The sequence below is a fragment of the Xanthomonas sp. 3075 genome, from assembly GCF_014197275.1.
GTDB lineage: Bacteria > Pseudomonadota > Gammaproteobacteria > Xanthomonadales > Xanthomonadaceae > Xanthomonas > Xanthomonas campestris_B.
In genome coordinates this window covers 1-8,389 of record NZ_JACIFI010000033.1, presented here as the reverse complement: position 1 = coordinate 8,389, position 8,389 = coordinate 1, and the positions used below count along the sequence as shown (strand labels likewise).

Genomic DNA, 8,389 nt, shown 5'->3' with positions numbered 1-8,389 from the left:
TTGAGTCAAGCGTGAGGGTTCAGTAACGGGGAAAAAGACGTCCTGCGGTGCACGTTTGGATGCCCCGCGCAGACGACCTGCGCGTGCGTGTCCGGCGGCATCCCCTGGCCACTCCCATTGCAGGCGTCCCGAGTTTCTCAATGGATCGACCTCTGAAGACGTTGCCTGCCTCGTTCGCACAACAGCGCCTGTGGTTTCTGGCGAGGCTCGACCCACGTGGCAGCACCGCCTATCACCTGGCGGGCGGACTGCGCTTGCACGGCCGCCTGGACGAAGCTGCCTTGCGCGCCGCGCTGGACCGGATCGTGGAGCGCCACGAAGTGCTGCGCACCTGCCTGGTCGAGGTGCAAGGCCAGGTCAGGCAACGCATTCTCGAAGAAGCCGGATTCCCCCTGCAGCGGACGGATCTGCGCGGCCACGCGCAGCCGACCGCATGCATCGACGCATGCGTGCGCGACGAGACGGTACAGCCGTTCGATCTCGCGCACGGCCCATTGATCCGCGGGCATTTGCTGCGTCTGGACGACCAGCAGCACGTGCTGCTGGTGACAATGCACCATCTGGTGTCCGATGCCTGGTCGATGGGCGTGCTGCTCAAGGAGCTCGGCACGCTGTATGCCGCGTTTCTGTGCGGACATCCGGATCCGTTGCCGGCGTTGCCGGTGCAATACGCCGATTATGCGATCTGGCAACACAAGCGACTCGGCAGCGATGCGGTGCAACGGCACCTCAGCTACTGGAAGACCCAGCTCAGCGGCGCGCCGACGCTGCTGCCCCTGCCGCTGGATCATCCACGCCCCGCGCTGCAGGACTATGCCGGGGCCAGCGTCGAGTTCGTGCTGCCGGAACCGGTGACACAGGGATTGCTGGCGTTGGCCCGATCGCATCGCTGCTCGTTGTTCAGCGTGCTGCTGGCGGCGTGGGCGCTGCTGCTGTCGCGGCTCAGCGGCGAAGCGGATCTGGTCATCGGCACCGCCGTCGCCGGGCGCACGCGCAGCGAGGTCGAGCCCTTGATCGGCCTGTTCGTCAACACCGTGGCGCTGCGCTTCCAGGTGCCTGCGCAGGGTACGTTGAGCGACTGGCTGCAGCAGGTGCGCGATGTGGCGTTGAGCGCGCAGGACCATCAGGACCTGCCGTTCGAGCAAGTCGTTGAGGCCGTGCAGCCGCCGCGCGCGCTCGGTCACACCCCGATCTACCAGGTGATGTTCGGTCTGGATACGATGCAGCAAGGCCAGTCGCTGAGCTTGCCCGGTCTGGAGGTCGCACCGCTGCGCAGCGGCCAGGACAGCGCCGAATTCGATCTCGCCCTGTCCATGCAGCAACACGGCGATCTGCTCGGCGGGCGTCTGGGGTATGCCACCGCGCTGTTCGACGGCGACAGCATGCAACGCCACGTCGCGCAGTTCCTGCAGCTGCTGCAGGCCATCGCTACGGACGCCAATCCCCGCCTGGCGCAGTTGCCCTGGCTGCCGCAGCAGCAACGCGATCAGCTGCTGCAAGGCTTCAACGCCACCGAAGCGCCGCTGCCGCCGGTCACGACCCTGCCCCAGGGCCTGCTGGCCCAGGTCCAGCGCGCTCCCCAGGCAACTGCGCTGATCGATGGCGATCTCAACCTCAGCTATGCGCAGGTATGGAACCGCGCCGCCTGTCTGGCCGACCACCTGCAACAGCAGGGACTGCAGCCGGGCCAGCCGGTGGCGCTGCTGTTGCCGCGCTCGGCCAGCCTGGTCATTGCGCAACTGGCCGTGCTCAGGTGCGGCGCCTGCTATGTGCCGATGGATCACGAACAGCCCGCCGAACGTCTCGGCCAGTTGCTGCGCGACTGCCGTGCCCGGCTGGCCCTGGTGCATGCGCAGACGCCGCCGCTGGATGTTCCGCAACTGCGCTGCCTGGATCCGGACCAGCTGGCGCTCGATGCGCCAGCGACCCTGCAGCACGTGGTCACCCATCCGCTCACCCCGGCCTACGTGATGTACACCTCCGGCTCCACCGGCGTGCCCAAGGCCGTGACGGTGTCGCATGGTGCCGTGCTCAACCTCGTCCTGCAGGACGGACCGGCGCGCTTGCAGGCCGGCGACCGCGTCGCCTTCGCCTCCAACCCGGCCTTCGACTCGGCCACGCTCGAGGTCTGGGGCAGTCTGCTCAACGGCGCCACGGTGGTGGTGGTTCCCTCGCCGGTCATGCGCGACCCACAGGCGCTGGGCGCGTTGCTGGAGCGCGAACGCCTGTCGGTGCTGATCCTGGTCGCTGGCGTGCTGCGGGCCTACGCGCCGCTGCTGGCTACGCAATTGAGCGCACTGCGTCTGCTGCTCACCGGCGGCGATGTCGCCGATCCGCACGCGCTGGCCCAGGTGTTCGCCGCAGGCGGCCCCGCCACCGTGCTGCAGACCTATGGCCCCACCGAGAGCACCCAGTTCGTCACCGCGCTGGCGTTGCAGCAGGCGCCCGATGCAAGCCGGCGGGTGCCGATCGGCCGGCCGCTGGCCAATACCCGGCTCTACGTGCTCGATCGCCACGGCCAACCGACGCCGATCGGTGTGGCCGGTCAACTGCACATCGCCGGTGCGCAGCTGGCGCAGGGCTATCTGCATCGCCCCGACCTGACCGCCGAACGCTTCGTCCCCGATCCGTTCGCCAAGCAACCTGGCGAGCGCATGTACCGCACGGGCGACCTGGCCCGCTGGCTGGCCGATGGCCACCTGGATTTCCTCGGCCGCAACGATGTGCAGGTCAAGATCCGCGGCTTCCGCATCGAGCCGGGCGAGATCGAAGCGGCCTTGCGCGCCTGCGCTGGTGTGCACGAGGCGGTGGTCATCGCGCGCGACGACAGCGGCGACAAACGCCTGGTCGCCTATCTGGTCGGCGACACGTCGGCCGTGGATCTGGCAGCCCTGCGCACCCAACTCGCCGCGCGCCTGCCCGACCACATGCTGCCGGCCGCCTATGTGCAGTTGGACGCGCTGCCGCTGACACCCAACGGCAAGCTCGATCGCGCCGCGCTGCCCGCCCCTGACGGGCAGGCGCTGGATCTGCAGACCTATGTCGCGCCGCAAGGTGACCTCGAACAGGTGCTGGCCACGCTGTGGAGCGAGCTGCTCGGCGTCGAACAGGTCGGCCGCAACGACGACTTCTTCGCCCTCGGCGGCCACTCGCTGCTGGCGGTGCAATTGATCTCGCGCCTGCGCGAGCGGCTGGGCGTGGAGCTGGCGCTGGCCGAGGTCTTCGCCCATCCTCGGGTGGCGGCGTTGGCGAGCGTGCTGGCCAACGCGGCGCCGCAGGCATTGCCACCAATTGTCCCGGTCCCGCGCACCGCCCCGCTGCCGCTGTCCTTCGCCCAGCAACGGCTGTGGTTCCTGGCGCAGCTCGATCCCCGCGCCGATCTCGCCTACCTGATGTCCAACGGTCTGCGCCTGCACGGCCGTCTGGATCGGCAGGCGCTGCGCCATGCACTGGATCGCCTTGTCGCCCGCCACGAAACCTTGCGTACCCGCATCGCGCTGCACCAGGGCGAACCAGTGCAGATCATCGACGCCGACAGCGTCGGCTTCCCGTGCTCGGAGCACGACCTCAGCGCCGATGCCGATCCAGAAGCCCGGGCCCAGCTGCATGCCGCGCAGGAGATCCAGACGCGCTTCGACACGTGTCACCGCCTGGCACGCGGCCAACTGCTGCGCCTGGGCGAGGACGACCATGTCCTGCTCGTCACCTTGCACCATCTGATCTCCGATGGTTGGTCGATGGGTCTGCTGGTGCACGAACTGAGCACCCTCTACACCGCTTTCGCCCAGGGGCAGCCCGATCCGCTGCCACCCCTGTCGCTGCACTACGCCGACATCGCCGTGTGGCAACGCCGCTGGATCAGCGGCGAGCTGCTGCAGCGCCAGCGCGAGTTCTGGATTGGACACCTGCACGACGCCCCGCCGCGGCTGGAACTGCCGACCGACCGCCCTCGTCCTGCGCTGCAGGACTACACCGGTGGCACAGTCGAGATCGTAGTGGACGCCGATCTCACCGCCGCGCTGCGCGGCCTGAGCCAGCGCCACGGCACCACGCTCTTCATGACCTTGCTAGCTGGTTGGGCGGTGCTGTTGTCACGTTTGTCCGGCCAGGAGCAGGTGGTGATCGGCACCCCGATCGCCGGACGCGATCGCGCCGAACTCGAGCCGGTGATCGGCCTGTTCGTCAATTCGCTGGCCTTGCAGATCGACCTGCGTCAGGCGCCCGATACCGCCAGCTTGCTCAGCCAGGTGCGGGCGAACACGCTCGCGGCGCAGGCGCACCAGCACCTGCCCTTCGAGCAGATCGTCGAGGCGCTCAAGCCGGTGCGCAGTACCGCGTATAGCCCGCTGTTCCAGGTCATGTTCGCCTGGCAGAACGCGCCGGAAGGCCGTCTTGAACTGCCTGGCCTGACGCTGCGGCCGGTAGCGCTGCCGGTGCAGAGCGTGCAGTTCGACCTGGAAATCGCCATGTCCGAGCGCGACGATGTGCTGGTCGGCAGCCTGGCCTATGCGACGGCGCTGTTCGAGCGCGGCAGCATCGAACGTCATGTCGCACTGTTCATCGCCACGCTGCGTGCGATGGCCGCCGACGCACACACACCGCTCGCGCGCCTGCAAGTGCTGAGCGCCTTTGACCATGCGCAACTACGCCAGTGCAACGACACCGCTGGCGGCGTCGTCGACGCAATGCCCGTGCACCGCCTGCTGGAACGGCAGGTCGTACAGCGTCCCGACGCGATCGCCGTGCAGGACGCAACATCCAGCCTCGACTATGCCGGCCTGAACCTGCGCTCCAACCGCTTGGCCCATCATCTGATCGCACTCGGCGTGGCACCGGACGTGCGCGTGGCGCTGTGCATGGAACGTGGCGTCGACGCCATCGTCGCGATCCTGGCAGTGCTCAAGGCCGGCGGCGCTTACGTGCCGCTCGACCCGGCCTATCCGCCGGAGCGCCTGACCTTCATGCTCGCGGACAGCTGTCCGCACTTGCTCATCGCCGATGCAGTGGGCTGGGGACGCCTACCCTCGCCCCTCACGACGCCGTTGCTGCGCATCGATGCGGATGCCGTCGCGTGGTCCGACACCCCGTCGAGCAATCCATCCATCGAGGCATTACAGCCAGGTCATCTGGCTTACTTGATGTACACCTCCGGCTCCAGCGGCCAGCCCAAGGGTGTGGCCGTGACGCATGCCGGTCTGCACCGTTACGTGCTGGAGGCAGCGCGGATCTATGGGCTGACAGTCGAGGACCGGGTTCTGCAATGCAATTCGCTCAGCTTCGATATCGCGGTCGACGAGATCTTTGTGACCCTGGCCTACGGAGCTACCCTGGTACAGGCGCCGTTTCCGCGGCTACCGGCAGCGGCGGAATTCAGCCAGACGCTCGATGCGCTGCAGATCAGCGTGCTCAATCTGCCGACCGCCTACTGGCATACCTGGGTTGCCGAGATGGCAACGGGGAACGCACCGTTTCCGCAGGCCTTGCGCCTGGTGGTCAGCGGCGGCGAAGCCGTATCGGCCCATGCTGTTGGGCAATGGCACGCCATCGTCCAGGGGCCGGTGCGCTGGCTCAACGCCTACGGCCCGACCGAAACCGTCTGCGGCGTCAGCTTCGGTGAAATTGCCCCAAATGCATGCGCGCACATCGGAGCCCCCATCGCCGGCACGCGCTTCCACCTGCTCAATGACGCCCTGCAGCGAATTCCGACCGATACGGTCGGCGAATTGTGGATCGCTGGCGCGCAACTGGCGCGTGGTTACCACGACCGACCGGCACTGACCGCCGAACGCTTCGTACCCGATCCGTTCGCGCCCCTACCTGGGCAACGCATGTATCGCACGGGTGATCTGGCGCGCCAGCGTGCCGATGGCGTGCTGGAGTTTCTGGGTCGCAACGACACTCAGGTCAAGATCCGCGGCTTCCGCATCGAACTGGGCGAGATCGAGGCGGCGTTGCGTGCTTGCGAGGGCATAAGCGAGGCGGTGGTCGTCGCCCGCGACGACGCTGGCCAAAAACGCCTTGTCGCCTATCTGATCGGAAATGAAGGCCCCCTCAGCACCGAGACGCTACGCGCCCAGTTGGCAGCAAGGCTGCCGGAGTACATGTTGCCGGCCACCTATCTGTCGCTGGACGCATTGCCGTTGACCGTCAACGGCAAGCTCGACCGGCATGCCTTGCCGATACCGCCGCTCTCCACCGACGCGGCGATCGACGTAGCACAGCAACCACAAGGCGCTGTCGAACAGGCATTGGCCGCGTTGTGGCAGGAACTGCTCGGCCTGCCGCAGCTGCGGCGCGACGACGATTTCTTCGATCTGGGCGGCCACTCGTTGCTGGCAGTGCAACTGATCTCGCGTGTGCGCACTTCTCTGGGCGTGGAACTTCAGATCGGGGATGTGTTCAACCATCCGCAGCTGCATGCCCTGGCCCGCTGCGTGGTCAGCGCTGCGGCCAGCACGCTGCCGGCCATCGTGCCGGCCGATCGCAGCACGCCGTTGCCGCTGTCCTTCGCCCAGCAGCGGCTGTGGTTCCTGGCCCGGCTCGATGCCCAGGCCGGGCTGGCCTACCTGATGCCCAATGGTCTGCGTCTGCGCGGCACGTTGGATCGCCATGCCCTGCGTCAGGCGCTGGACCGCATCGTCGCCCGCCACGAGACCTTGCGCACCCGCATCGGCCTGCACAACGACGAACCGGTACAGCGCATCGACGCCGACAGCATTGGTTTTCCGCTGTCCGAACACGATCTCAGCACTCACCCCGATCCGGACGCACAGGTCCGATCACTGGCCGACCAGGAAGCCGGCACCCCCTTCGATCTGGACCACGACACCCTGGTACGCGGCCGCTTGCTGCACCTGGCCGACGACGACCATGTGCTGCTCGTCACCCTGCATCACCTGATCTGCGATGGCTGGTCCATGGGGTTGCTGGTGCGCGAACTGAGCACGCTCTATGCCGCCTTCGCGCAAGGCCAGCCCGATCCCTTGCCGCCGCTGCAGTTGCAGTACGCCGACGTCGCCGTGTGGCAGCGCCGCTGGATCGACGGCGATGTCCTGCAACGTCAGCGCGAGGTCTGGGTCGCGCACTTGCACGACGCGCCAGCGCTGCTGGAGCTACCCACCGATCGTCCGCGTCCGCCGCAGCAGGACCATCGCGGCGATGCGGTGGGGTTTGCCTTCGATGCCGAGCTGACTGCGGCGCTGAAGTCCCTGAGCCAGCGCCACGGCACCACCGTGTTCATGACCTTGCTCGCCGCCTGGGGCGTGCTGCTGGCACGTCTGGCCGGCCAGGATCAGGTGGTCATCGGCACCCCGGTCGCCAACCGCACCCGCAGCGAACTGGAGCCGCTGATCGGCCTGTTCGTCAATACCCAGGCGTTGTGCATCGATCTGCGTGCCGATCCTTCTGTCGCCGAGTTGCTTGCCCAGGTGCGCGCCACTGCATTGACAGCCCAGCAGCATCAGGACCTGCCCTTCGAGCAGCTCATCGCCGCGCTCAACCCCGCACGCAACCTGGCCCATCACCCGGTGTTCCAGGCCATGTTCACCTGGCAAAGCGCCACCGCCAGCGAGAGCGAGCTCGATCTGCCCGGACTGCAGCTGCAGTCGGTACCGCAGGCGCTGGCCGTGCTCAAGTTCGATCTGGACCTGACCCTGGAAGAGCGCGATGCCTGCATCGTCGGCACGCTGGGCTATGCCACCGCGCTGTTCGATGCGAGCACGATCCAACGCTGGTGGCGCGGCTTCGAGCAGCTGCTGCAGGCACTGACGCGCGACGACGCTCTCCGCGTCTCGCAGTTGCCTTGGCTGGATGCGCCACAGCGGCAGCAGCTGCTGGCCGACGTCGGCACCGGCGCGCTCGCCGCCATACCCGAGCAGGCGTTGCATCACCTGTTCCAGGCACAGGCACGGCGCACGCCGGACGCCATCGCGGTGGTGTCGGAGCAACGCTGCGTCAGCTATGCCGCGCTCGATGCGCAGGCCAACCGACTTGCGTACCGTTTGCTCGGCGTGGGCTTGCGTGCCGGTGCGCGCGTGGCGATCGCCCTACCACGCTCGATCGACCTGATCGTCGCGCAACTGGCTGTGCTCAAGTGCGGGGCGGCCTATGTGCCGCTGGACGAGGCGCACCCCAGCGAACGCCTGCTCGCGCTGATCGCCGATGCGCAGGCCGCTGTGCTGATCCACGCCGCCGACAGCGCGCTGGCACCTGCACAGGTGGCGTGTCTGACGATCGATGATCTCGACGGCGATGACGTGACAACGCCGCCAGCGATACGCGTGCCCGCCACGGCTGCGGCCTACGTGATGTACACCTCCGGCTCCACCGGCCAGCCCAAGGGCGTGGTCGTGGCCCATGACGCGGTGCTCAACCTGGTGTTGCAGGATGG

At 67.6% G+C, this 8,389-nt stretch carries 1 protein-coding gene; it reads left to right on the top strand.

Features of this window, described 5'->3' with window-relative positions:
• Positions 1-140 precede the first annotated feature (140 nt).
• On the top strand, positions 141-8,389 hold an 8,249-nt coding region (locus GGR62_RS19990), incomplete at its 3' end, for a non-ribosomal peptide synthetase (RefSeq protein ID WP_184409578.1).